Below are 26,679 nucleotides of genomic sequence, written 5' to 3'. Positions count from 1 at the left end.
CAACGAAGGTCCTGCTCAATTCATACCGGGCAATTGGACCTTGGGCTTCACGTCGTTCTGCACAACGGATGCCAATGGTGCGACCACTCCCTGGCTCTTGAGCAACTCGCCCATGGTCGCCTTGATTCGGTACTGAGTAAATAACTGAATGTTCTTGATCTCCGCCAGACGACGAGAAGAGGTGAACAGTTCGTTCTCACTGTCGAGCAAATCGAGCAGGGTACGCTCGCCAAGGCTGAACTGACGCTGGTAAGCGATACGCACGGCGGTGCTGTGATCGACGTATTGCTGGGCGATCGGCACCTGCGCATTGGCATTGTTCAGGGCGTTCCAGGCCAGGCCCAGCTCTTCATTCAATTGGCGCAGGGCGTTGTTGCGGATATCCAGCGCCTGGTTCGACAGGTAGGACTTGGACTCCAGATCAGCCTTGTTGCTGCCGCCGGAATACAGGTTGAAACGCATGCGCAGCATGGCTTGCCATTCGTTATTGTGGCCGTTCTGACCATCAATATCGTTGTCCGCGGAGCGACCCAACTCAGCATCGAAGCGCGGGTAGAACGTCGACTTGGCCGTGTCGTACTGCTTCTCGGCAGCGGCGATATCGGATTCGGCCGAGCGCAGGATCGGGCTGTTTTCCAGCATCTGCGCACGGGCTTCATTCAGGTTGGCCGGCATCAGCGCCAGGAAATTCGCCGGGCGCTCCAGTTGATCCGGCATCTGGCCGACGGCGGAGAGGAAGTTGGTTTCGGCGTCAGCCAGGTTGGTCTGTTCAGTGATCAGGTTGTTGCGCGCCTGGGCCATCCGCGCCTCGGCCTGATCAAGGTCGGCGCCACTGCCGACGCCGCGCTGGGTGCGCAGTTGAATCTGGTCGTAAATGCGTTGGTGGCTCTTGAGATTTTCCTCGGCCAGACGCACGAATTCGCGGCGGGTCAGCACGTCGAGATAGACCTGGGCTACAGTCAACCCGGTGCGCTCGGAGGTACTCAGCAGCGAGTAGGCGCGGGAGTTGACGGTGGCTTGTTGACGCCCGACTTCGCTGGACGTCGCAAAACCGTCAAAAACCATTTGGGTCAGTCGCAAACTTGATTCACTGCGATTCAGGGTTTCGAAGTGATTGTTGCCGTCGTCTCGCGTCGTCACGCTATCGGTGCCTTCACGACCATAACCGCCCAGCAGGTCGACCCGTGGCAAGTACCCACCCTTCGCAGCCTTCAACTGATAGTCCGCAGCCAACCGGCTGTTGACGCCCGCCTGGACTTCCGGATGGACATCCAGCGCTTGTTGCATGGCTTCTGGTAAGGACTGCGCCTGGACGAAGGACGCGGCGAGGGCGAAAGGTATAGCCATGAACAAAGGCGAACGCATTGTAGGAATTTCCCAGGACTTCTTGTCTTGAATCACAGCAAAAGAACGCGCTGCGTCGGAAGATGGCAAGCGGAATGACCGTATGTCGGAAAGTTCAAAAACGGAACTGGATCACATACCGAGGACAGGTCACAGCTCAAATATCAATGTGACATTACTGGGACGATTGTTTAGGATGGGACTCAGAAGGTCAATAGTTTGGCATAAAGTTAATAGCGAAAAAATATAGCCAAATTATTGACGATTTGATGCGTCAAACTTGTGCATCTATTTTGCAATGTACGTCCAGACTGGTCGGCGCAAACGCCATCAGGTCCATGGAAGCCAACTGAACGTGACACCCCGGAGAGTCTTCAATGAGCAGTGTTGTTGCCATCGTCAAAAGCATTGTCGGTCAGGTTTTCGTGGTGTCCCCAGAGGGCAACCGCCGCGTTCTCGTTGAAGGAGACAAATTGTTCGCCGGTGACCAGATCGACACCGGCCTTTCCGGTGCCGTGTCCCTGGAACTGGCCGATGGCCGCACTCTGGATCTGGGCCGTGACACCCAGTGGAGCGCTGACGCCCCCGACTCCGGCACCGACCTGGCAGCAGCCACCGCGCAGGCCGCTCCGTCCGTTGAAGAGTTGCAGCAAGCCATTGTCGCCGGTGCCGACCCGACCAAAGACCTTGAAGCCACCGCTGCAGGTCCGACGGCGTCGGGTTCTGGCGGTGCCGCCGGTGGTGGTCACAGTTTCGTGGTGCTCGACGCTACGGCTGGCCGCGTCGACCCGACCATTGGTTTCCCGACTGAGGGTATCAACTCGGCTGCGCAAACCACCCTGGAAATCCCGGGTAGCCAGACCACCAATGCCAATGCCAATGCCAACGCCATTACCCCGAGTGATTCAGTCCTCAGCCTCAGTGCCACGCCGACCATCACCGAGGCCGGTGGCGTGCTGGTCTACACCGCGACACTCACCCAGGCACCGCTGAGCGACCTGACTGTCACCTTGTCCAACGGCGCCGTGATCGTGATTCCCGCTGGCTCGACCACCGGCACCGTCAATGTGCCATTGGCGGCGAACGACACTGTCTATAACGACGCGACCCAGATCGAAGTAACTGTCACCAGCACCAGCGGCGGCACCGGCATCACAGTGACACCGCCGACAACCCCTGCCGTGACCCAGATCACCGATACCGTCGACACCACCACGGTCACTCTGACGGCCGGCAATACCGTCACCGAAGGTGGCCAGATTACCTATACCGCGACCCTGAGCAACCCGGCGCAGACACCGGTGACCGTCACCCTGTCCAACGGTTCGACCATTACCATTGCCACCGGCCAGACCAGCGGCAGCGTCAACGTGCCGACGGCGGCCAATGACGTTTACGTGAATGGCAGCACCGTCAGCACCACCATCACCGGTACCACCGGCGGCAACTTCGAAAACCTGGTGCCGAACACCACCCCGGCCGTGACCACCATCACCGACTCCGTGGATAACACCGGGCTGACCCTGACCGCCACCGGCAACATCAGCGAAGGCGGCCAGATCATCTACACCGCCACCCTGAGCAACCCGGCCGGCACGCCGATGACCGTGACCTTGAGCAATGGCTCGGTCATCACCATCGAGGCGGGCCAGACCAGCGGCAGCGTCAACGTGCCGACGGCGGCCAATGACGTTTATGTCAACGGCAGCACCGTCAGCACCACCATCACCGGTACCACCGGTGGCAACTTCGAAAACCTGGTGCCGAACACCACCCCGGCCGTGACCACCATCACCGACTCCGTGGACACCACCGGCCTGACCCTGACCGCCACCGGCAACATCAGCGAAGGCGGCCAGATCATCTACACCGCGACCCTGAGCAATCCGGCCGGCACACCGATGACCGTGACCTTGAGCAATGGCTCGGTCATCACCATCGAAGCGGGCCAGACCACTGGCAACGTCGTGGTTGAAACCCCGGCCAACGACGTTTATGTCAACGGCAGCACCGTCAGCACCACCATCACCGGTACCACCGGCGGCAACTTCGAAAACCTGGTGCCCAACGCCACCCCAGCCGTGACCACCATCTCCGACTCCGTGGACACCACCGGGCTGACCCTGACCGCCACCGGCAACATCAGCGAAGGCGGCCAGATCACCTACACCGCGACCCTGAGCAACCCGGCCGGCACACCGATGACCGTGACCTTGAGCAATGGCTCGGTCATCACCATCGAAGCGGGCCAGACCACTGGCAACGTCGTGGTTGAAACCCCGGCCAACGACGTTTATGTCAACGGCAGCACCGTCAGCACCACCATCACCGGTACCACCGGCGGCAACTTCGAAAACCTGGTGCCCAACGCCACCCCAGCCGTGACCACCATCTCCGACTCCGTGGACACCACCGGGCTGACCCTGACCGCCACCGGCAACATCAGCGAAGGCGGCCAGATCACCTACACCGCGACCCTGAGCAACCCGGCCGGCACGCCGATGACCGTGACCTTGAGCAATGGCTCGGTCATCACCATCGAAGCGGGCCAGACCAGCGGCAGCGTCAACGTGCCGACGGCGGCCAATGACGTTTATGTCAACGGCAGCACCGTCAGCACCACCATCACCGGTACCACCGGCGGCAACTTCGAAAACCTGGTGCCGAAGACCACCCCGGCCGTGACCACCATCACCGACTCCGTGGACAACACCGGGCTGACCCTGACCGCCACCGGCAACATCAGCGAAGGCGACCAGATCATCTACACCGCCACCCTGAGCAACCCGGCCGGCACGCCGATGACCGTGACCTTGAGCAATGGCTCGGTCATCACCATCGAGGCGGGCCAGACCACCGGCAGCGTCAACGTGCCGACGGCGGCCAACGACGTTTATGTCAACGGCAGCACCGTCAGCACCACCATCACCGCTACCACCGGCGGCAACTTCGAAAACCTGGTGCCGAACACCACCCCGGCCGTGACCACCATCACCGACTCCGTGGATAACACCGGGCTGACCCTGACCGCCACCGGCAACATCAGCGAAGGCGGCCAGATCATCTACACCGCCACCCTGAGCAACCCGGCCGGCACGCCGATGACCGTGACCTTGAGCAATGGCTCGGTCATCACCATCGAAGCGGGCCAGACCAGCGGCAGCGTCAACGTGCCGATGGCGGCCAACGACGTTTATGTCAACGGCAGCACCGTCAGCACCACCATCACCGGTACCACCGGCGGCAACTTCGAAAACCTGGTGCCCAACGCCACCCCGGCCGTGACCACCATCACCGACTCCGTGGACACCACCGGCCTGACTCTGACCGCCACCGGCAACATCAGCGAAGGCGGCCAGATCATCTACACCGCCACCCTGAGCAACCCGGCCGGCACGCCGATGACCGTGACCTTGAGCAATGGCTCGGTCATCACCATCGAGGCGGGCCAGACCACTGGCAACGTCGTGGTTGAAACCCCGGCCAACGACGTTTATGTCAACGGCAGCACCGTCAGCACCACCATCACCGGTACCACCGGCGGCAACTTCGAAAACCTGGTGCCGAACACCACCCCGGCCGTGACCACCATCACCGATTCCGTGGACAATACCGGGCTGACCCTGACCGCCACCGGCAACATCAGCGAAGGCGGCCAGATCATCTACACCGCGACCCTGAGCAATCCGGCCGGCACACCGATGACCGTGACCTTGAGCAATGGCTCGGTCATCACCATCGAAGCGGGCCAGACCACTGGCAACGTCGTGGTCGAAACCCCGGCCAACGACGTTTATGTCAACGGCAGCACCGTCAGCACCACCATCACCGGTACCACCGGCGGCAACTTCGAAAACCTGGTGCCCAACGCCACCCCGGCCGTGACCACCATCACCGACTCCGTGGACAACACCGGGCTGACCCTGACCGCCACCGGCAACATCAGCGAAGGCGGCCAGATCATCTACACCGCCACCCTGAGCAACCCGGCCGGCACGCCGATGACCGTGACCTTGAGCAATGGCTCGATCATCACCATCGAGGCGGGCCAGACCAGCGGCAGCGTCAACGTGCCGACGGCAGCCAACGACGTTTACGTGAATGGCAGCACCGTCAGCACCACCATCACCGGTACCACCGGCGGCAACTTCGAAAACCTGGTGCCGAACACCACCCCGGCCGTGACCACCATCACCGATTCCGTGGACAACACCGGCCTGACCCTGACCGCCACCGGCAACATCAGCGAAGGCGGCCAGATCATCTACACCGCCACCCTGAGCAACCCGGCCGGCACGCCGATGACCGTGACCTTGAGCAATGGCTCGGTCATCACCATCGAGGCGGGCCAGACCAGCGGCAGCGTCAACGTGCCGACGGCGGCCAACGACGTTTATGTCAACGGCAGCACCGTCAGCACCACCATCACCGGTACCACCGGCGGCAACTTCGAAAACCTGGTGCTCAACAACACTCCAGCAGTCACTACGATTTCCGATGTGATCGACAAGGTCACGGTTACCATCGAAAGCGCTGGTCCGGTGCTGGAAGACCAGGCACCGACTTTCACCATCAAACTCGACCAGAAGCTGGATCACGACCTGACGGTGACACTCAGCAACGGCCAAACTGTGATCATCGCCGCAGGCGCAACTCAAGTTGGCTATGCATTGCCGGCGCAAGGTGATGACGTCTACAAGGATGGTGGTAGCGCCTCGCTGGGTATCGCTGATGCTAGCGTTGCCGGTAAGACGTTTGAGAATCTGGTCATTGGTGGCGAAGCCAAGGTCGAAATTACTGACACTGTCAGCGAAGTCATCGCGACCCTGACTGCGGACAAATCCACCGTGGCCGAAGGCGGCCAGGTCACCTACACCGTGACCCTGACCAACGCGGCCGGTCTGCCGATCAATAACCATGGTCCGTTGGAATTCACCCTGTCCGACGGCACCAAAATTACCGTTCCGGCCAACACCGCAACTGGTACGGCGACCATCGCCGCCGCCGACGACGTCTTCACCGGCGGCCAGGCAGCGATCGTCAACAAACTGGAGTCGGTCAGCGGCGCGGACAACTTCGAAAAACTGACCCTGAGCCAGACCGCAGTCGAAACCTCCGTCACCGACGAACCGGGCTCGGGCACCCCGAGCGACAACCAGGGCGACAAGGTCACCGTCAGCATCGAAGGCAATGGCGGTGTGCAGGAAAACCTCGCGCCGACCTTCACCGTCAAGGTCGACCAGAAACTCGATCATGACCTCAAGGTCACCTTGAGCAACGGCGGCACCGTCACCATTGAAGCGGGCAAGCTGTCGGCCATCTACACCGCGCCGGTACAAGGTGACGACGTCTACAAGGACGGTCAGACCCTCTCGATTGGCATCAGCGATGCAACGGTTGACGGCAAAACCTTCGAAAACCTGGTGATCGACGGCACCGTGGCCAACGTGGCCATCACCGACACCGTCAGCGAAGTCATCGCCACTTTGACCGCGGACAAATCCACCGTGGCCGAAGGCGGCTCGGTCACCTACACCGTGACCCTGACCAACGCGGCCGGCCTGCCGATCAATAACCATGGTCCGTTAGAGTTCACCCTCTCCGACGGCACCAAGATCACCGTCCCGGCCAACACCGCGACCGGCACAGCAACCATCGCCGCGGCCGACGACGTGTTCACCGGCGGCCAGGCAGCGATCGTCAACAAACTGGAATCGGTCACTGGCGCAGACAACTTCGAAAAACTGACCCTGAGCCAGACCGCAGTCGAAACCTCCGTCACCGACGAACCGGGCTCGGGCACCCCGAGCGACAACCAGGGCGACAAGGTCACCGTCAGCATCGAAGGCAACGGCGGCGTGCAGGAAAACCTCGCGCCGACCTTCACCGTCAAGGTCGACCAGAAACTCGATCACGACCTCAAGGTCACCCTGAGCAATGGCGGCACCGTCACCATTGAAGCGGGCAAATTGTCGGCCATCTACACCGCACCGGTGCAGGGCGACGACGTCTACAAGGACGGTCAGACCCTCTCGATTGGCGTCAGCGATGCAACGGTTGACGGCAAAACCTTCGAAAACCTGGTGATCGACGGCACGGCGGCCAACGTGGCCATCACCGACACCGTCAGCGAAGTCATCGCGACCCTGACTGCGGACAAATCCACCGTGGGCGAAGGTGGTTCGGTGACTTACACCGTGACCCTGACCAACGCGGCCGGTCTGCCGATCAATAACCATGGTCCGTTGGAGTTCACCCTCTCCGACGGCACCAAGATCACCGTCCCGGCCAACACCGCGACCGGCACAGCAACCATCGCCGCGGCCGACGACGTGTTCACCGGCGGCCAGGCAGCGATCGTCAACAAACTGGAATCGGTCACTGGCGCAGACAACTTCGAAAAACTGACCCTGAGCCAAACCGACGTCAAAACTACTGTCACCGATGAGCCATCGGGCCAGGGCGACCAAGTCACCGTCAGCATCGAAGGCAACGGCGGCGTGCAGGAAAACCTTGCGCCGACCTTCACCGTCAAGCTTGACCAGAAGCTCGATCACGACCTCAAGGTCACCCTGAGCAACGGCGGCACCGTCACCATTGAAGCCGGCAAGCTGTCGGCCATTTACACCGCACCGGTGCAAGGTGACGACGTCTACAAGGACCCGAGCAGCCTGAGCCTGACCGTCGATTCGGCCAGCGTCGACGGCAAAACCTTCGAAAACCTGGTGATCGACGGCACGGCGGCCAACGTGGCCATCACCGACACCGTCAGCGAAGTCATCGCTACCCTGACTGCGGATAAATCCACCGTGGCCGAAGGCGGCCAGGTCACCTACACCGTGACCCTGACCAACGCGGCCGGTCTGCCGATCAATAACCATGGTCCGTTAGAGTTCACCCTCTCCGACGGCACCAAGATCACCGTCCCGGCCAATACCGCGACTGGTACGGCGACCATCGCCGCGGCCGACGACGTGTTCACCGGCGGCCAGGCAGCGATCGTCAACAAACTCGAGAGCGTCAGCGGCGCTGACAGTTTCGAGAAGTTGACCCTTGGCAAGGACCAACTCACCACCACTGTCACCGATGAACCATCGGGTCAGGGCGACCAGGTCACGGTGAGCATCGAAGGCAACGGCGGTGTGCAGGAAAACCTTGCGCCGACCTTCACCGTCAAGCTTGACCAGAAGCTCGACCATGACCTCAAGGTCACCTTGAGCAACGGCGGCACCGTCACCATTGAAGCCGGCAAGCTGTCGGCCATTTACACCGCACCGGTGCAGGGCGACGACGTTTACAAGGACGGCCAGACCCTGACTGTGGGTGTCAGCGGCGCCAGCGTCGACGGCAAGGCCTTCGAGAACCTGGTGATCGACGGCACCGTGGCCAACGTGGCCATCACCGACACCGTCAGCGAAGTCATCGCCACTTTGACCGCGGACAAATCCACCGTGGCCGAAGGCGGCTCGGTCACCTACACCGTGACCCTGACCAACGCGGCCGGCCTGCCGATCAATAACCATGGTCCGTTAGAGTTCACCCTCTCCGACGGCACCAAGATCACCGTCCCGGCCAACACCGCGACCGGCACAGCAACCATCGCCGCGGCCGACGACGTGTTCACCGGCGGCCAGGCAGCGATCGTCAACAAACTGGAATCGGTCAGCGGCGCGGACAACTTCGAAAAACTGACCCTGAGCCAGACCGACGTCAAAACTACTGTCACCGATGAACCATCGGGTCAGGGCGACCAGGTCACGGTGAGCATCGAAGGCAACGGCGGTGTGCAGGAAAACCTTGCGCCGACCTTCACCGTCAAGCTTGACCAGAAGCTCGATCACGACCTCAAGGTCACCCTGAGCAATGGCGGCACCGTCACCATTGAAGCGGGCAAGCTGTCGGCCATTTACACCGCACCGGTGCAGGGCGACGACGTTTACAAGGACGGTCAGACCCTCTCGATTGGCGTCAGCGATGCAACGGTTGACGGCAAAACCTTCGAAAACCTGGTGATCGACGGCACCGCGGCCAACGTGGCCATCACCGACACCGTCAGCGAAGTCATCGCCACTTTGACTGCGGACAAATCCACCGTGGCCGAAGGTGGTTCGGTCACCTACACCGTGACCCTGACCAACGCGGCCGGTCTGCCGATCAATAACCATGGTCCGTTAGAGTTCACCCTCTCCGACGGCACCAAGATCACCGTCCCGGCCAATACCGCGACTGGTACGGCGACCATCGCCGCGGCCGACGACGTGTTCACCGGCGGCCAGGCAGCGATCGTCAACAAACTGGAATCGGTCAGCGGCGCGGACAACTTCGAAAAACTGACCCTGAGCCAGACCGACGTCAAAACTACTGTCACCGATGAACCATCGGGTCAGGGCGACCAGGTCACGGTGAGCATCGAAGGCAACGGCGGTGTGCAGGAAAACCTTGCGCCGACCTTCACCGTCAAGCTTGACCAGAAGCTCGATCACGACCTCAAGGTCACCCTGAGCAATGGCGGCACCGTCACCATTGAAGCGGGCAAGCTGTCGGCCATTTACACCGCACCGGTGCAGGGCGACGACGTTTACAAGGACGGTCAGACCCTCTCGATTGGCGTCAGCGATGCAACGGTTGACGGCAAAACCTTCGAAAACCTGGTGATCGACGGCACCGCGGCCAACGTGGCCATCACCGACACCGTCAGCGAAGTCATCGCCACTTTGACTGCGGACAAATCCACCGTGGCCGAAGGTGGTTCGGTCACCTACACCGTGACCCTGACCAACGCGGCCGGTCTGCCGATCAATAACCATGGTCCGTTGGAATTCACCCTGTCCGACGGCACCAAAATTACCGTCCCGGCCAACACCGCGACTGGCACGGCGACCATCGCCGCTGCCGACGACGTGTTCACCGGCGGTCAGGCACCGATCGTCAACAAACTCGAGAGCGTCAGCGGCGCGGACACTTTCGAGAAGTTGACCCTGGGCAAGGACCAGCTCACCACCACTGTCACCGATGAGCCATCGGGCCAGGGCGACCAGGTCACCGTCAGCATCGAAGGCAACGGCGGCGTGCAGGAAAACCTCGCGCCGACCTTCACCGTCAAGCTTGACCAGAAGCTCGACCATGACCTCAAGGTCACCTTGAGCAACGGCGGCACCGTCACCATTGAAGCGGGCAAATTGTCGGCCATCTACACCGCACCGGTGCAGGGCGACGACGTCTACAAGGACGGTCAGACCCTCTCGATTGGCGTCAGCGATGCAACGGTTGACGGCAAAACCTTCGAAAACCTGGTGATCGACGGCACCGCGGCCAACGTGGCCATCACCGACACCGTCAGCGAAGTCATCGCCACTTTGACTGCGGACAAATCCACCGTGGCCGAAGGCGGTTCGGTGACTTACACCGTGACCCTGACCAACGCGGCCGGTCTGCCGATCAATAACCATGGTCCGTTGGAATTCACCCTGTCCGACGGCACCAAGATCACCGTCCCGGCCAACACCGCGACCGGTACGGCGACCATCGCCGCGGCCGACGACGTGTTCACCGGCGGCCAGGCAGCGATCGTCAACAAACTGGAGTCGGTCAGCGGCGCGGACAACTTCGAAAAACTGACCCTGAGCCAAACCGACGTCAAAACTACTGTCACCGATGAGCCATCGGGCCAGGGCGACCAAGTCACGGTGAGCATCGAAGGCAACGGCGGTGTGCAGGAAAACCTTGCGCCGACCTTCACCGTCAAGGTTGACCAGAAACTCGATCACGACCTCAAGGTCACCCTGAGCAACGGCGGCACCGTCACCATTGAAGCGGGCAAGCTGTCGGCCATCTACACCGCGCCAGTGCAGGGCGACGACGTCTACAAAGACCCAAGCAACCTGAGCCTGACCGTCGGTTCGGCCAGCGTCGACGGCAAAGCGTTCGAAAACCTGGTGATCGACGGCACGGCGGCCAACGTGGCCATCACCGACACCGTCAGCGAAGTGATCGCGACCCTGACTGCGGACAAATCCAGCGTGGCCGAAGGCGGCTCGGTGACTTACACCGTGACCCTGACCAACACGGCCGGTCTGCCGATCAATAACCATGGCCCGTTGGAGTTCACCCTCTCCGACGGTACGAAGGTGACTGTTCCAGCGAACGGGACCTCCGCTTCCGCCACCATCATCGCCAAGGATGACGTCTACACCGGCGGCCAACCGTCCATCGTCAACAAGCTGGAATCGGTCAGCGGCGCTGACAGTTTCGAGAAACTGACCCTGGGCAAAGACCAGTTCACCACCACCGTCACCGATGAGCCATCAGGTCAGGCCGACAAGGTCACGGTGAGCATCGAAGGCAATGGCGGCGTACAGGAAAACCTCGCGCCGACCTTCACCGTCAAGGTTGACCAGAAACTCGACCATGACCTCAAGGTCACCTTGAGCAACGGCGGCACCGTCACCATTGAAGCGGGCAAATTGTCGGCCATTTACACCGCACCGGTGCAGGGCGACGACGTTTACAAGGACGGTCAGACCCTCTCGATTGGCGTCAGCGATGCAACGGTTGACGGCAAAACCTTCGAAAACCTGGTGATCGACGGCACCGCGGCCAACGTGGCCATCACCGACACCGTCAGCGAAGTCATCGCCACTTTGACTGCGGACAAATCCACCGTGGCCGAAGGTGGTTCGGTCACCTACACCGTGACCCTGACCAACGCGGCCGGTCTGCCGATCAATAACCATGGTCCGTTGGAATTCACCCTGTCCGACGGCACCAAAATTACCGTCCCGGCCAACACCGCGACTGGCACGGCGACCATCGCCGCTGCCGACGACGTGTTCACCGGCGGTCAGGCACCGATCGTCAACAAACTCGAGAGCGTCAGCGGCGCGGACACTTTCGAGAAGTTGACCCTGGGCAAGGACCAGCTCACCACCACTGTCACCGATGAGCCATCGGGCCAGGGCGACCAGGTCACCGTCAGCATCGAAGGCAACGGCGGTGTGCAGGAAAACCTTGCGCCGACCTTCACCGTCAAGGTTGACCAGAAGCTCGATCACGACCTCAAGGTCACCTTGAGCAACGGCGGCACCGTCACCATTGAAGCCGGCAAGCTGTCGGCCATCTACACCGCACCGGTGCAAGGTGACGACGTCTACAAGGACCCGAGCAACCTGAGCCTGACCGTCGGTTCGGCCAGCGTCGACGGCAAGGCCTTCGAGAACCTGGTGATCGACGGCACCGCGGCCAACGTGGCCATCACCGACACCGTCAGCGAAGTCATCGCCACTTTGACTGCGGACAAATCCACCGTGGCCGAAGGTGGTTCGGTGACTTACACCGTGACCCTGACCAACGCGGCGGGTCTGCCGATCAATAACCACGGTCCGCTGGAGTTCACCCTCTCCGATGGCACCAAAGTCACCGTTCCAGCCAATACCGCAACCGCTTCCGCCACCATCATCGCCAAGGATGACGTCTACACCGGCGGCCAGCCGTCCATCGTCAACAAGCTGGAATCGGTCAGCGGCGCTGACAGTTTCGAGAAACTGACCCTGGGCAAAGACCAGTTCACCACCGCCGTCACCGATGAAGCAGGTTCAGGTACGCCGAATACGCCGGCCAACACCGGTGACATCACCACTATCAGCATCACGGGTGATACATCTGTCGTCGAGGGTCAGGCAGCGCATTACACCCTCGCGCTGACCAACCCGGCTCACGGTGAAGTGACCGTAACCCTGACCTACTCTGGCACCGCAGCCAATGGTGTGGACTTCACCGGTGTGACGACGGTCAAGATCCCGGCGAATGCCAGCAGCGTGCCGTTCGACATTTCGACCATCGATGACCGGATCACCGAAAACACCGAAAACTTCGTGGTCAAGATCGACTCGGCCACCGGCGGCAACTTCGAGAATCTGGCGATCAGCGCGTCCAATGGCAGCGTCAACACTTCGATCATCGACAACGATGCACCACCAGCACTGGACCTCGACGCCAACAACTCCAGCGGTGCCACCGGGGCCGATTACAAGGTGACCTTCACCGAGAACACCCCGGGGGCGGGTGTGTCGATCGGCGACACCGACCTGAGCATCACCGACCCGGACAGCACGATGCTGACCGGCGCGACCATCGTGCTGACCAACCGTCAGGACGGCGATGCGCTGAACCTGGGCAACAGCGTCAACGGCATCACCATCAATGCCAACAGCACCAATGGCACCGTCACCCTGACCCTGTCGGGTAACGCGACGCTGGCCGACTACATGCAGCAGATCAAGAACATCACCTTCACCAACAACAGTGAAAACCCGAGCACCGTGCCACGTACCATCACCGTGACGGTGACCGATGGCAGCAACTACTCCAACACCGCGACCACTACGGTCAACGTGGTGGCGGTCAATGATGCACCGGTCGCAGCACCGGTCAACGTCACCGGCACCGAAGACACGCCGCTGGTCCTCGGCTGGTCGACCTTCGGCGTCAGCGACGTCGACAGCCCGGCCACCAGTCTGGGCGTGAAAATCACCCAACTGCCGGTCGAGGGCAAACTGCAGTACCTGGACGGTTCGACCTGGAAAGATGTCGCCGCCAACCAGACCTTCAGCAAAGCCGACGTCGACGCTGGCAAACTGCGCTTCATGCCGGATGCCAACGAATCGGGCGTGGACGGATACAGCGGTACCAACCTTGGCAACAATCAGTCCGACTACGCACAAATCAAGTTCCAGCCAACCGACGGCCAGGCACTGGGCAACACCGGCACGATCAAGATCGACATCACTCCGGTGGCGGATGCCCCGACCCTGAGCGTTGCCGACAACAGCGTAAGGTCCACCGGGCTGATCAAGGAAGTCTGGACCGGCCTGTCGGGCCTGGGCACCAGCGGCAGCGGCGCGGACTCCACCACGCTGAAAAACGTGATCGACGCCGCGGGCACACCGAACTCCACAGGCACCGTGACCAACGTGCAGTCCGACGGTAGCGTGACCGCCGGTACGGCGTCGAAAACCTCCGGCCTGATCTACCTCGAAGCCGGCAAGACCTACACCTTCAGCGGTGTTGGCGATGACAGCCTGCTGGTGACCATCGGCGGCAAGAACGTCGCCGCGATCACCTGGGGCGCGGGCGGCAACCTCAATGGTTCGTACACCCCGACCACCAGCGGCTACTACACCCTGGACATCTACCACCACAACCAGAGTGGCCCGGGCAGCTATGACGTCAATCTGTCGGTCAATGGCGGCACACCAACCGACCTGAGCAGTGCCGGCGTACCGATTTACACCGGCGTGTCGGATCTGGTGAATGCCGGCGTGACCGTGTCCGACTTGCACGGCACCAATGGCGAGGGCTACTACGACGGTTACAAACTCAATACCGGCGCCGAAGGCACCAGTGTGAAATTGTCCGCCATCACCACTGCGCTGACCGACACCGACGGCTCGGAAAGCCTGAGCCTGAAGATCAGCGGTATGCCGGTCGGCTCGGTGCTCACCGACAGCGCGGGACATACCTTCACGGTCACCGCGTCCAGTGGCGAAGCCAACGTGACCGGCTGGAGCCTCGGCTCTCTGACCGTCACTCCACCACCGTACTACAACGGCCAGTTCAACCTGACCGTGACCTCGACCTCCACCGAGGCCCTGGGTGGTTCGGCCAGCAGCACTTCGCAGATTCCCGTGACCGTGTACCCGGCGGTCTACAACGCCGCGACCGCCACTGCGGGCGATGACACCGTCAACGGCACCGACGGCAACGACATCATCATCGCCGACATTGGCGGCCTGACCGTGGTGCCAGGCGCCAACTACAACATCGCGTTCATGGTCGACAGCTCCGGCAGCATGAGTAGCACGTCGATCAACTCGGCCAAGGACTCGCTGACGTCGGTGTTCAACACCCTCAAGCAAAGCCTGGGCAGCAATTCGGGTACGGTGAACATCTTCCTGGTGGACTTCGATGCCCAGGTCAACAAGTCGGTGTCGGTGAACCTCAATGACTCCAATGCACTGACTCAGTTGAAGCAGACTCTGGACTCGATGTCGTCCGGCGGCGGCACCAACTACGAGGACGTGTTCAAAACCACGGCCAACTGGTTCCAGAGTGCGGACGCCGTGGCCAACAGCGGGGCGAAGAACCTCACGTATTTCATTACTGACGGTAAGCCGACTTACTATCAGAGCGGCGAGTCGACCAACCCGATCCTGTATGGCAGCACAACACTCGATAGTCTGATCACCACCAAAAGCTATCAGCTGGGTACTGCGGTCAGTCTGTTCCCGGACAGCACGCACCAGATCGACATTTCCGCCTCGGGCCAAGTGACGGTCTGGACCAAGACCACCAGCAGCAACGGCAACAACGGCAACGGCAACGGCAATGGCAATAGCAGCGAAAGCTGGTCATCCAAGAACTTCGGCTCTCTGCATGCCCAGGGTGACGGCACCTACGAGTTCTCGTCGCGTGACGGCGACGGCAGCAGCACCGATTCGGACACCATCAGCAACTCCACCGGCAGCTTTGCACTGCTGAGCAACCTGTCGAATGTCGAAGCCATTGGCCTCAACAGCGGAGTGGGCCTCAACGACCTGAAGCCGTACGACTCGAATCAATCGCCACAAACCAACATCGATCCGAAGGATCTGGCCAACTCGATCATCGGCCACACCGAAGCGACAACGCCGGGTCACGACACCGTCAGCGGTGGCGACGGCAACGACCTTCTGTTCGGCGACCTGGTGAGCTTCAACGGCATTGCCGGCGAGGGTTACCAGGCGATGCAAGCCTTCGTGGCGCAGCAATCCGGTGTGGAAGTCAGCAAAGTCACCACCAGCAATGTGCACCAGTACATCACCGAGCATTACACCGCGTTCGATGTATCCGGTGCCCATGACGGCAACGACACCCTGTTGGGCGGTGCGGGCAATGACATCCTGTTCGGCTCGGGTGGTAACGACAACCTCGACGGTGGCAAGGGCAATGACATCCTGCTCGGCGGCACCGGCAGCGACACGTTGATGGGCGGACAGGGCAACGACATCCTGATCGGTGGTTCCGGCGGTGATACCTTCGTCTGGAAAGCGGGCGACACCGGCAACGACGTGATCAAGGACTTCAAGGCCAGCGAAGGCGACCGGATCGACCTGCGCGATCTGTTGCAGGGCGAAACCGGCAGCACCATCGACAACTTCCTGAAGATCAGCACGGTCGATGGCGTGTCGTCGCTGCAAGTCAGCTCGGCCGGTCAGTTCAACTCGGGCAATGCCGCAGCCGCCACGCCGGACGTGACGATCAAACTGGAGGGCAATAACTGGTCTAGCGCCAACCTGCAAAGCCTGATTGCCGGTAGCGACCCGACCATCAAAGTCGATCACAACAACAGCTGATGCACGAAAACGGCCGCTCCCTATGGGGCGGCTGTCACGTTTGCATCCACTGCCCGGTGACGATTTCGTCGCTGCGCCACATACTGGCGTGCCGTTGACCTATGCTGCCGACAGCACGACGCTGGTTCAATTCCGAGGGATGCTCAATGTTTTACGTGCAACGCGATACGCAGGGCCTGTTGGTACGCGTGGAACCCGCCGCCTATGCCGAGGCTACGGAAACGCTGTCGGCCGACAATCATGAGATCCAGGCCTGGTTTGCCAACGCGGCTGTGGAAAACAGCCTCAAACAGCTCAAGCAAAGTGACCTGGAAATGATCCGGGTACTCGATGACTTGATTCAGGTGCTGACCCAGAAAGGCGTGATCCGCGTCACTGACCTGCCGACGGCGGCCCAGGCCAAGCTCATGGACCGAAACCAGGCGCGTGAGGCGTTGGGTGGGTTGAGTCAATTGATCGATGATGAAGAGACCGGATTGATCTGACGCGCGCCCCTGCGGTCATTTCCACGCGCTGCGTGGGAGCGATCACATCAGCTCCAGGGCTTGGGCTCGCCGAACAACTGGCCCTGCACACCGTATAGCCCCATCTCGCGAATCACCGACAACTCGCCTTGCGTCTCGACCCGCTCGGCAATCAGCGGCAAATCGATGCTGTGCGCCGCTCGCTGGATCGCCTCGATGAACAGGCGTTTGTCACTCTCCAGATCGATCGACCGAATGTAGCTGCCATCGATTTTCAGGTACGCCAGACCCAGACGAGCCAGGTTGCCGATCATGCTGAAGCGGCCGCCAAAACGTTGCAGGCTCAGGGAAAACCCGAGTTCGCGCAGGTGGCGGGTCAGTTGCTCCAGCACTGCCTGGTCAGGCAGTTGCTCTTCGCCAATTTCCAGGGTCAGACGCGGGCCGAGGTTGGAGTGCGCGCGCAGTATCTCGAAGATTTTGTTTTGCGCCTGCGGGTCGGCCAGGGTAGCCGACGATAGATTCAGCGCCAGCGACTCCTCATGCCCGCTCATTTGCTCCAACACCCGCTCGAGCATCAGCCGATCCAGACGCGCAGTCCAGCCGAAGCGCTCCAGCCAAGGCAGAAAACGTCCGGCGGGGATGGTCTGGCCGTGTTCGTCGAGCAGCCGCGACAGCACTTTGTAGTGCAGCACCAGTTGCGTGTCCTGTGCAGCCACTACCGGTTGGAAATACAGCTCGAAACGTCGCTGTGTCAGCGCCTGGTCGAGCATCAGATGCCAGGCGTGGTGATCGTCGCCGACACTGGCCGAGAGGCTGTGCTCGATACAGGCCCAGTTCTGCTCGCCCTGGCCTTCGGCCTGCGCCAGCGCCTGGTCGCCGAGGCTGAGCACGGCTTGCGGCGAGTCGCCGTGAGCGAAAGGCGCCAGGCCGATAGACGCCACGGCAGCCACATCGGTGGCGCCGGTAGCGTGAAGACTGGCCAAGGCGCTGTCGAGGTTCTGTGCCAATTGCAGTGCTTCCGCGCGCACCAGCCCCGGTGCCAGTACGGCAAATTCACCACCACGGATTCGGGTGACCAGGTTTTGGGTTTCCGGGTATCTGGCGCACTCGCGAGACAGTTGCTCGCCGACGGCCTTGAGCACTTCATCGGTACGCTGGCCACCGAGACGCTGATTCAGACCGGCCAGATCCTTGACCCGCAACAGCAGCAGGTAACCGGAACTGGCCTGCTCCGGGTTACTTACCCGCGCATTCAATTGCATCTCGAAATAACGCCGGTTGGCCAACCCGGTCAACGAGTCCTGATAGGACTCGACCCGTAGTTTTTCACTGCGCTCGGCCTGCTCCTGGAACAGCGCCTTGAGCTTCTCGACCATCTGGTTCATAGCCTGTACCACCCGGCGAAGTTCGGGGGTGCGCGGCAGTTCCGGCAGGCTGAGGAATTCCCGTCGGGCGATGGCGTGGGATTGCTGGACCATGTAATCGAGCGGTCTCAATTGCTGACGCAGCAACAGTGCGCCGAGTACCGCACTGACCGCGCCACAAAGCAGCAACCAGCCCAGGCTGCCCAAAGCGCTTTGCCACAACTTGGCCAGCGCGAACATCGGGTGGCTGACCACCTCGACCCGGGCAGCCTGCTCCCAGCCACGGCTGACGATCGCATCACCACCTGCCGGCTCCAGGCCGATCAGTTTGACGAACCAGTCCGGAACGCTGTTGACCGTCGGAATGCCCGTGCGCTCGACCAGGGCCTGGTCGGTCTTCAGATCGACCACGCGGATGCTCGCGTAGTAACCGCTGTCGAAAATCGAGCTGACCAGCAACTCGACCATCGCCGGGTCGTCGATGTTCGGTGTCAGGGAAAGCGCCAGCGCCGTCGCGGCGTCCTGGGCATGGGAGCGCAACTGGTTGACGTACTGAGTGCGCGAGCTCTCCAGACTGACCATGAAACTGCCGGTGAAGGCGACCACCAGGAACAGACAGATAGCAATCAACAGCTGTTTGAACAAAGACATCTGAGCACGTGCTCCTAGTTAGTCGTCTCGACCGGGAATCCTTCGGCCTGCATTTTTTTCAACACATCCTGCCAACGCGAAAGGCGCTTGGAATCGCCGACCTTTTTATTGCCCTTGGCACCCGGCAACCACATCCCTTCCGCATTGAAAGAGTAGACCGGCAGCAAATCCTTTCTTTGGCTGGCCGGCTTTATTGCATCAATCAGGCTGTCGAGCACCAGGGGCTCGACTTCCGGGCTTGAATAGTAAGTCAGCACCATGTGCGCGCGGTTCTGGGTCAGTGCCTTGACATAGGTGATACGCAGCTTTTCACTGGCTACACCGAGGTGTCGCAGGCTGAAGTACTTGGCGATAGCGTAGTCTTCACAGTCGCCGGCGCCTTTCCAGAGGGCTTCGATCGGGGTTTCCCAGTAGTCGACTTCATGCCACAGATCGATGTCTTCGACGTATCGCAACTGCTTGTTGAAGAAACGATTGACCACATTGAGTTGTTCCAGCTCGCCGATCTGCTTCTGGCTAGTCAATAAGTATTGCCAATCATTAATGCGTTGCTGACCTTCTCCCAAAGGTCCGTACAATGCCTGCGCCCGCCGGCTGATCAAGGAAAAATCCCAATCGGCGCTCAAACTGCCCAGCATCACGCCAGTCAGCAGCAATGCGCTGCACAGCCAGCGTAAAACCCGGGGAATCGTTAAACTTGCCACCAATGCAAGGCATCCTGGATAGGCAGGAGGGAGTCGTTCGAATGGTGAAGGTTAGCCCGGAAAAAGACAATGGCACGGTGAGATCACTGGCGGCGCGCTAAACTGCAAGAAAGGCACTCGAGAGCTTGTTTGACAAGCAGTCAGTCAGTTACTAGTGTCACTTGGATCCAAAAATATTCCATCAATCAGGGTGCGTTTAGTGACACAAAAGCCCAACCCTCTCGGCAGCATCAAGGTCAACGGGCCGATTCCCGCACACATGGCACGCTCGGTGATCGAAGAAACCCTGCGCGCGGCCATACTCGACGGGCGCATTCCCTGCGGTGCGGCCCTGCGTCAGCAAGACCTCGCCGACCTGTTCGGCGTCAGTCGCATGCCCGTACGCGAAGCCTTGCGCCAACTCGAAGCGCAATCGTTGCTCAACGTGATTGCCCACAAGGGCGCCGTGGTCGCGCCGCTGGTCCAGGGCGATGCCGTGGAAACCTATGCGCTGCGCATCCTGCTGGAAGCCGAAGCTCTGCGTCTGTCGGTGCCACTGCTTCGGGACGAAGATCTCGAAGAGGCTGCCCGCTACATCGACGAACTGGAAACGGAAAGCGACTACACCGAAATCGGTCGACTGAATCGCCTGTTCCACATGGCGCTTTACACCCGGGCGCCGAATCGCCGGCTGTTGAAACTGGTCGAGGACGGCCTGAACGAAGAAGAGCGCTTCCTGCGTTTCAACCTGGAAGCCATGGGCCTGGGCAAACTTTCCCAGGATGACCACAAGGCACTGTTGCAGGCAGCCGAAGCCCGGGACGTCGAACGTTCCGTGCAACTGCTCGAGCATCACCTGAACCGGGGGGTCGAGGTCATTACGCGCTACCTCAACAGCCCTGAAGTACAGGCCAGGAACAAGTCGAAGTAGCCTGCGGCGGCAAGCCCGGGGAATGTACCGAAGGGTTTTCCTCGCTTGCCGCGCATTCCCTCCAAATGCTCCGCGAATAATTTGATTACAAATCCCCTGCCCCCATACCAAACCGCCCTTGCGGCGCCATACCGCGCCCCAACGTCCCGCCGCCTTAAAACCGACCATTGCAACGATTGCATGATGCCTCAGTAATGGCGGCCACCTCGATTTACGCCCACTCTGGATAACCAGGACAAAAAACGGGTGACGCTCCGTGCGAATGGAGCAGTCCCTGCCCCGAGAAGCGAAGGAAGGAGCCTCATCACGGGAACGGAAGGATCGGCATCACTCGCGACCCACTTCCACCCCCTTAGACACCCCCAAACGACGCCCGCAAAAAAGTTACTTCGAGTGAGGCATTCACTCTTTATTCAATTCTGACTTATATAAGCCGGAAGGAGTAACTACGCCAAAATAAAACCAACATAAAAAGTTTTATTGGAACTTGTCATCTTCGAAAAAGTTGAATACTCAAATAACAACAAAACAACTTGATCAACACTTTATATGTGTATTAATTTTTCTTCGCCGCCAGCCACAAGCGGCAGTAGCGCCTCAGTTACTCGGCGTCCATAGCACTGAAAAAGATCAATACGTTTGAGGTACCCGTTCGCCAGGAGAAAACTTCCAGCGAACTTCAGTGCTCGATGACTTTTTATCCAAGATCATTTACAGGCTCATCCATGAAACCAACTAAAGAACGACTGCTTCAAAAAAAGACCGAACTTGGCGAACACCCGATCTTCTCTGAAATACATTCGCTGCCGGTCCTGCGACGCTTCATGGAAACCCACGTGTTTGCCGTATGGGACTTCATGTCGCTAACCAAGCGCCTGCAACAGGAGCTGACCTGCGTGCGACTGCCCTGGCTGCCGCCGCAGGATCCCCACGCCGCGCGGTTGATTAACGAGATCGTACTGGGTGAGGAGTCGGATGATCGTCCGGCCCAGGGTCATTACAGCCACTTCGAGTTGTACCTGGATGCAATGCGCGAAGTCGGGGCATGCACCCTTGCCATCGAACGCTTCGTGGCCCTGCAGCAAGAAGGCGTGAGCTACGACGTGGCCTTGCAGAGCATCAACGTCGAACCGGCGGCCGCCAATTTCGTTCGCCATACGCTACACACCGCACTGCATGCGCCAGGTCACAGTGTGGCGGCGGCGTTTCTGCACGGTCGCGAGAGCGTTATCCCTCAGATGTTCCAGCGCATCCTCGACGATTGGGGCATCGGCATCGAGCAGGCGCCGACTTTCCGGTACTACCTCGAACGGCACATTGAGGTCGATTCCGAGGACCACGGCCCGGCAGCGGAAAAGCTCCTGTCGCGACTGGTCGATAGCGACTCGCAACGGCAGGAAGACGTGTACGCCAGCGCCATCGCTGCCGTGGAAAGTCGTATCGCCCTGTGGGACGGGTTGCGCCTGAGCATGAACAAATCCGTCGTGGAGGTGAGCGCATGAACGCCGCCGACTACCAATCCTTCGCCGACGCCTGGGAAAACCGCGCGACCATCCGTACGCGCCCGCGCCGCGTGCTGGAAAACGACGACAAACTGATCTATCCCTTGAGCCGGCAACCGCTGGTGCTGAGCGAAACCTTTCTGCGCCAATGCCCGGAACAGCGCGACTTCGCCCTGGTGCAGACCCTCTACAAGTTCATCAACGATGTGGTGATCTTCGAAACCGAGATCGTCGACAAAACCGCCCGCAGCATCGCCAAGAATCACTTCGCGATCGAGTTTCCGTTCGCCTGCCGCTACGACGCCATGACTGTAGTGGTGGACGAGGATTACCACGCGTTGGTGGCGATGGATTTCATGCAACAGACCATCGCCATGACCGGTATCGCCCCCATCGAGTTACCGGATGAGATTGAGCTGAGTCGGGCGATACCGGCGGCCGTGGCGCTCGCACCGGAGCACCTGCGTAGCGCTGTAGAGCTGATCTGCGTGGCCATCGCCGAAAACACGGTGACCGGTGATGTCGCCGCGTTCGCCAAGGACAACACAGTCAAGCAATCGATCAAGGGCCTGATGGCCGATCACTTGCTGGACGAGGGGCGCCATTCCGGATTCTGGGCGCGGCTGGTACGCATCTACTGGCATGCCGCAAGTGCAGACGACCGCCAGTGCATCGCGCAGATCCTGCCGGTGTTCATTGCCCATTACCTGACCAATGACATCCAGAAATCCTTCGACTTCCGCTTGATCAACGCACTGCAGATCAACGACGCGACGCGCCACGCTCTCAGGAACGAAGTGTCGGCATTGGCCTTTCCGATCAATCGTCATCACCCACTGGTGGCCAACATTGTGCGGTTTTTCCACAGCAGCTCGCTGCTCGATTCGCCGTGCGTACAAACCGCCCTCAACAACTATCTGGTTTGACGAGGAGCCCATCATGAGACGTCTCGACATCTTGCTCTACGGACAAAGCCAGGCCATGGCCGACCTGGCGCTGGAACTCGAACAACACGGTCACTCACTGACCCGGATATCCGCACTCGACGAAATGCCGGGGACTGCGGATCTACTGGTCGACGATGGCACCTCGCTTCAATTCACCGGTCAGGCGCCACGACTGACATTGCAGTTGGGCCTTGGCCTGCCACGAGCGTCCGGCCTGCCATCGCTGGACGTGTTGTGCTGGCATGGTTCAACGCTGCTGAGCCGTGTACCCATCGCCGATGAACAGTCGGGTAACGGCCAGGCGTTGCGTATGCAGGCCATGACAGCACTGGTTGACCACGTGGCGTTGCTGGTCAGCCGCTACTCGCGCGATGCCGATTATTTTCAACACGCCGAACCCGCCGTACCTGCCCACTTTGAGCGCATCGAAAGCCTGCGGTTTCTGGACAGCCTTGCGTTCGTGCATCGCCTCAATGCCACCGCCGACCCACGACTGCAGCAACTCGCGCAAACGCCGATGATCGAGAGGCTGGAGCAACAGTGCATCCAGAGTGCCGACCATCCGGCCTTGAGCATCGACGGCAACACCCTCGACTATCGCCAGTTGCACACCCACAGCCGCGCCATCGAGCAACGTCTGCAGACGCTTCTGGATCAGCATCAAGGCCCGGTAGTCATCGGGATCTGCCTGCCAAAATGCAGTGCGCTGTATGCGGGAATCCTGGCGATCCTGGGCAGTGGTGCGGTGTACTTGCCGCTGGAACCGAGCCATCCGTTACAACGTCAGCAGTACATCCTGTCGAGCGCCGGTGCGGTGTTGTTGCTACATGACGGCGAGCATCCCCTGGCGAGCGGGATGCCAGGGCTGGACATCAGCAGCATCGACGCCCTCGACGCGGACCTCACTCAACCTTTGATGCGCCAACGCCCCGACCTCGATGCGCCATGCATGGCGCTCTATACCTCGGGCACCACCGGCCATCCGAAGGGCGTGCTGCTCAGTCAGGCCAACCTCGCGCACTTCACCCACTGGTACGCCGACTATGTTCAGCTGACCCGCCAGAGCCGGGTGTTGCAGTTTTCTTCGTTGAGTTTCGACTCATCACTGATCGACATCTTCCCCACTCTGTTGCAGGGCGCCGAACTGATCGTGCCCGGCGATGACCAGCGCCGCGATCCGCTGCAACTGGTGGACCTGATTCGTCATCGGCAACTGAGCCACGCCTTTTTACCGCCGGCCTTGTTGAGCATCCTGCCGCTGGAGCAATTGCAGTGCCTGGACCATGTGATGACCGGTGGCGATGTCTGCGAGCCGTGGGTCATCGAGCAACTGAGCCGCCAAGGCAAGCTCTACAACCTCTATGGGCCCACCGAAGCCACGGTGCTGATTACCGCGCGCAAACTCCAGCCAGGCGACAACAATCGCTCTCTGGGCGCTCCAATTGCCAACAGCCAGGTGTTGATTCTCGATGACGACTTTCAACCGGTGGCCGAACAAACCGTCGGCGAGTTGTACATCGCCGGTCCGGGTGTGAGCCTGGGTTATCTGAACAACCCCCAGCAAACCGCTGAGCGCTATCTGGACCTGAACTTGCCTGATGGCCGGACCCTGCGCGCCTATCGCACTGGGGACATGGCGAAGTGGACGAGCGAAGGGATTGAGTTGTGTGGTCGGCGTGATAATCAGGTGAAGATTCGCGGTTTCCGGGTCGAGCCGGAAGAGATTGAGCGCTGCCTGCGCGACAGCCGGTTGTACCGCCAGGTTGCCGTGGTCATCGATAGCCAGCGGCGGATTCTGGCTTTCCTTGCCCAACCCCGGGAAGACCTTCCCGGCGCCGCTCGCCAAGCGTTGAAGGCCCACGCGATACAGCACCTGCCGGACTACATGCTCCCCGTTGCATGGACCGAGCTGACAGCCATGCCCTACGCCAGTAATGGCAAGGTCGACCGTAAGGCGCTTCTGGAGTTGCCGCTCAACGTCACCGAGCACCCTCCACGACGTCTGCCCGCCAGTACCGATGAGGCCTTGCTGCTGGAGATATGGGCGGAGTTGCTGGAGCTGCCGGCGAGCGACATTTCCACCGACGAAAGTTTCTTCAATCTTGGCGGGCACTCGATCCTGCTGTCGCGCATGCTCCTGCGACTGCGCGAGGAGTTCGGGCGCAGCATCTCGATCAATCGCTTCATCGAACTGCCCACTATCGCGAAACTGGCGACACTGGTCCGCGGCTCCGACGGCGAAGAAGTGCTGAGCGAACAGGCCATGCGCGATGCCTTCCGCGAACTGGATGTTCAGCCGCTGCCCGTCAGCCGCATGGGCGATGTGCACAAGGTGATCGTCACCGGTGCCAACAGTTTTGTCGGTGTACACATCGTCGAGGCGTTGCTGGCCTGGGGTGCCAGCGAAATCGCCTGCCTGGTTCGCGACGGCAGCGGGCAATCGGCGGACGAGCGCTTTGCCCAAGCCTTGCGGGAGAACCGTCTGGAGCATCTGGATATGAGCCGGGTGCGGGTTTACACGGCAGACATCACGCGGCCGGAACTCGGTTTGGCGCCCGAGGTTTACCAGCGACTGGATCAGGAGTTTGGCGCCCTGGTGCACAACGCGGCCAACGTCAATCACGTCCTCGATTACGAGTCGCTCGCCCGGGACAACGTCGAGCCGATTTTCGAGTGTTTGCGCCTGTGCGAAGGACGCAGCAAAAAAATCTTCAATTTCGTCTCGACGCTCTCGGCCTCCAGCACGATATCCGCCGACGGCCGAGTGCTTGAGTTGCCGGCCGCCCCGACTCCACCGATCTACATCAAGAACGGCTACAACCTGTCCAAATGGGTCGGCGAGCGAACCCTCGAACGGGCGCGGGAGCTTGGGGTGCGGGTCAATCTCTACCGCCCCGGCAACATCAGCTTCAACAGCCTCACGGGCGTGTGCCAGCCGCACAAGAATCGCCTGATGCTGATGCTCAAGGGCTCGATCCAGCTGGGACAAGTGCCGGAGTTCGCCTTGAACTTCGACTTGATGCCGGTGGACTTTCTCGCCCGATTCATCGCCTTCCACGCCAGTCGTTATCAACCGGAACAAGCGGTATTCAACCTGCACAACCCCGAGCCCTTGAGCTGGGACAACTACGTGGCGTCCTTCCGCGAGGCAGGGCGCGAATTCGCGATGGTCAGCGTCGCCGACTGGCAACAGCAACTGGGTCGGGTCGACAGCGACAACGCGTTGTTCGGCGTGCTGGGGTTCTACCTCAACGGCTTCGAGGAGGACATCGGCGATATCTCGATGATCGGTCACGACAACGCCCAGGTCGGCGTACGGCTTATGGGCGCGTACTACCCGCAAAAGTCCCCGGCGCTGCTGCGTCGCGGCTGCGACTACCTCAAAGAAATCAATTTCATCTGAC

The 26,679-nt window shown here is 60.6% G+C and carries 9 protein-coding genes; 6 read left to right on the top strand and 3 right to left on the bottom strand.

Annotated elements, in window-relative coordinates; genetic code table 11:
- Positions 1 to 15: 15 nt before the first annotated feature.
- A complete protein-coding gene (locus AC3ITA_RS00630; RefSeq protein WP_150674312.1) occupies positions 16 to 1,365 on the bottom strand; it encodes a TolC family outer membrane protein in 1,350 nt (449 codons plus the stop codon).
- A 356-nt stretch (positions 1,366 to 1,721) separates the two neighbouring features.
- On the opposite strand from AC3ITA_RS00630, the gene AC3ITA_RS00625 reads away from it, so the two are divergent.
- A complete protein-coding gene (locus AC3ITA_RS00625; protein ID WP_489279116.1) occupies positions 1,722 to 16,733 on the top strand; it encodes a retention module-containing protein in 15,012 nt (5,003 codons plus the stop codon).
- A gap of 146 nt (positions 16,734 to 16,879) precedes the next feature.
- Entirely contained in the window at positions 16,880 to 17,218 is a 339-nt protein-coding gene (locus AC3ITA_RS00620) for a tryptophan synthase subunit beta (protein ID WP_095946215.1), read from the top strand.
- Between the two features lie 47 nt (positions 17,219 to 17,265).
- Here AC3ITA_RS00620 and lapD read toward each other — a convergent pair whose 3' ends face one another.
- On the bottom strand, positions 17,266 to 19,212 hold the full coding sequence (lapD, locus tag AC3ITA_RS00615) for a cyclic di-GMP receptor LapD (RefSeq protein ID WP_095946216.1): 1,947 nt from the start codon (positions 19,210 to 19,212) through the stop codon (positions 17,266 to 17,268).
- Positions 19,213 to 19,226: 14 nt separating this feature from the next.
- Complete coding sequence (gene lapG / locus AC3ITA_RS00610; protein ID WP_150674306.1) at positions 19,227 to 19,919, bottom strand: cysteine protease LapG; 693 nt, start codon at positions 19,917 to 19,919, stop codon at positions 19,227 to 19,229.
- A gap of 196 nt (positions 19,920 to 20,115) precedes the next feature.
- Between lapG and AC3ITA_RS00605 the strand changes: the two genes are divergently transcribed.
- The 4 genes from AC3ITA_RS00605 to AC3ITA_RS00590 all read left to right on the top strand — a co-directional run bounded on the left by AC3ITA_RS00605 (position 20,116) and on the right by AC3ITA_RS00590 (position 26,678).
- On the top strand, positions 20,116 to 20,826 hold the full coding sequence (locus AC3ITA_RS00605; protein WP_095946218.1) for a GntR family transcriptional regulator: 711 nt from the start codon (positions 20,116 to 20,118) through the stop codon (positions 20,824 to 20,826).
- Between the two features lie 725 nt (positions 20,827 to 21,551).
- Entirely contained in the window at positions 21,552 to 22,328 is a 777-nt protein-coding gene (locus AC3ITA_RS00600) for a DUF3050 domain-containing protein (protein WP_489279113.1), read from the top strand.
- Complete coding sequence (locus tag AC3ITA_RS00595) at positions 22,325 to 23,254, top strand: diiron oxygenase (RefSeq protein WP_489279111.1); 930 nt, start codon at positions 22,325 to 22,327, stop codon at positions 23,252 to 23,254. The genes AC3ITA_RS00600 and AC3ITA_RS00595 overlap by 4 nt, the downstream gene beginning before the upstream one ends.
- 13 nt (positions 23,255 to 23,267) lie before the next feature.
- Positions 23,268 to 26,678 (top strand): amino acid adenylation domain-containing protein, encoded by a 3,411-nt coding sequence (locus AC3ITA_RS00590; protein ID WP_489279110.1) that lies wholly within the window; start codon positions 23,268 to 23,270, stop codon positions 26,676 to 26,678.
- Position 26,679: the final 1 nt, after the last annotated feature.

It is taken from the genome of Pseudomonas sp. GL_090 (assembly GCF_057837765.1).
The sequence above is the reverse complement of the archived record's forward strand: the minus strand, read 5'-3'. Positions and strand labels throughout refer to the sequence as shown.